The sequence below is a fragment of the Clostridium sp. genome, from assembly GCF_032552055.1.
Lineage (GTDB): Bacteria > Bacillota > Clostridia > Clostridiales > Clostridiaceae > Clostridium.
Genome location: NZ_JAWGSV010000416.1, coordinates 1 through 1,410, shown reverse-complemented (window position 1 = coordinate 1,410; position 1,410 = coordinate 1). Strand labels below are relative to the sequence as shown.

Annotated in this window: 1 protein-coding gene and 1 pseudogene; both read left to right on the top strand. The window is 25.8% G+C overall.

All coding sequences use genetic code 11. The features are described from left to right. Positions 1 to 221 precede the first annotated feature (221 nt). On the top strand, positions 222 to 998 hold the full coding sequence (locus E6248_RS16030; protein WP_316341765.1) for a class I SAM-dependent methyltransferase: 777 nt from the start codon (positions 222 to 224) through the stop codon (positions 996 to 998). A gap of 83 nt (positions 999 to 1,081) precedes the next feature. Beyond that, positions 1,082 to 1,410 (top strand): annotated as a pseudogene (locus tag E6248_RS16025) (ATP-dependent helicase); the annotation flags it as partial.

Here is a 1,410-nt window from a genome sequence, read left to right as displayed (position 1 = left end):
TTTGCGATTGGCAGTTATTCAGAGCACGAGTAGTGCCGCCAGTATCATGCCCTTATAGGGCTTAATCAAGCCACCAGCTAAGCTGGTGGTACATGACTATAATTATTTAATTAAGTTCTTAATAATAAAATAAGATATTTAACTAGTTACAACTATTTTTAACATATAAATTTTTATTGTATATAATATATAAAAGCGATATTCGAAAAAAGGAGATACTAATGTCCTATAATGAAATTTTAAAAGGCTTTAGCTTTGATAAGGAAGTTGAAAGATTAGAAAAACAAGCTTTACTGGGAGTAAATAAAGAACTTAAGGCTTTAAAATCTTTAGGTATACAAGAGGACTCTTTAATACTTGAAGTAGGAAGTGGACCAGGAATATATACTAAAATCTTATTAGATAAGTTCAAAAATTCAGAAATAGTATGCTTAGATAATAATGCAGAGATGTTAAAGCATTCATATGAATTATTACATGATGATTATAAAGATAGAGTTAGTTTCATTAATGATGATATAATGAGATCATCTCTTCCTGGTAATTATTTTGATGTTGTGATTGCAAGATTTGTATTTCAACATTTATCCTATCCAGAAAGAGCTTTAAAAGAAATATATAGAGTTTTAAAACCTGGTGGCAAAGTAATAATAATTGACGTTGATAGTGGATTATGGGGATTAACATATCCAAATAATCAGCTTATAAATAATCTTAATAATCAATTATCTGCTTTTCAATCAAATAAAAATGGAAATAGAGAAATAGGAAGAGTAATCTTAACTATGCTTAAATTGTTAAGGTTTAAGAACTTAGATATTGAGGCCTTAATAAATCATAGTGAAATACTTGGAAAAGATAATTTTAGGCATAATTTTGATATTGAAAAAGTCAAAGATAAGAACTTATACAATATGATGAAAAGTTATAATGATTTTTTTGATTTAAAGCATTCTTCTATTATGATTTTGAAGTTAGTATTTTATGGAGAGAAATAGCATAGTGACTCAAAGTATAAGAAGTGGATAAAATCACTTCTTTTTGTTATAATTAAAGGATAATTACTTTTAAGGTGGAGACTATGTTGAAAAATGATTTAATTAATAAATTTAGAAAAAGTACTTCTGGAAATAAAGAAGTTGCAGGTAAAAGGATTATAAATGAAGGTTTAATCAGTTCTTTTAACGTTGAAAAAGATAATAATGAAATAATTATAAATAGTAGTGTTATTTCTGAAAATTATTTCAGTGAATATAGTACTAAATTAAAAATAGATATTGCAAGTAAAGATATCATTTCAACTCATTGTACTTGCCAAGATTACGTTAATTATGAGCTTAAAAGAAAGAATTATTGTTGCAAGCACTTACACGCAATATTTTATAATTTCTTAACTAATCTTGAAAATTA

Excerpts from the sequence above, each read along its gene's own strand:
- E6248_RS16030 (WP_316341765.1), top strand. The coding sequence starts at position 222 with ATGTCCTATAATGAAATTTTAAAAGGCTTTAGCTTTGATAAGGAAGTT.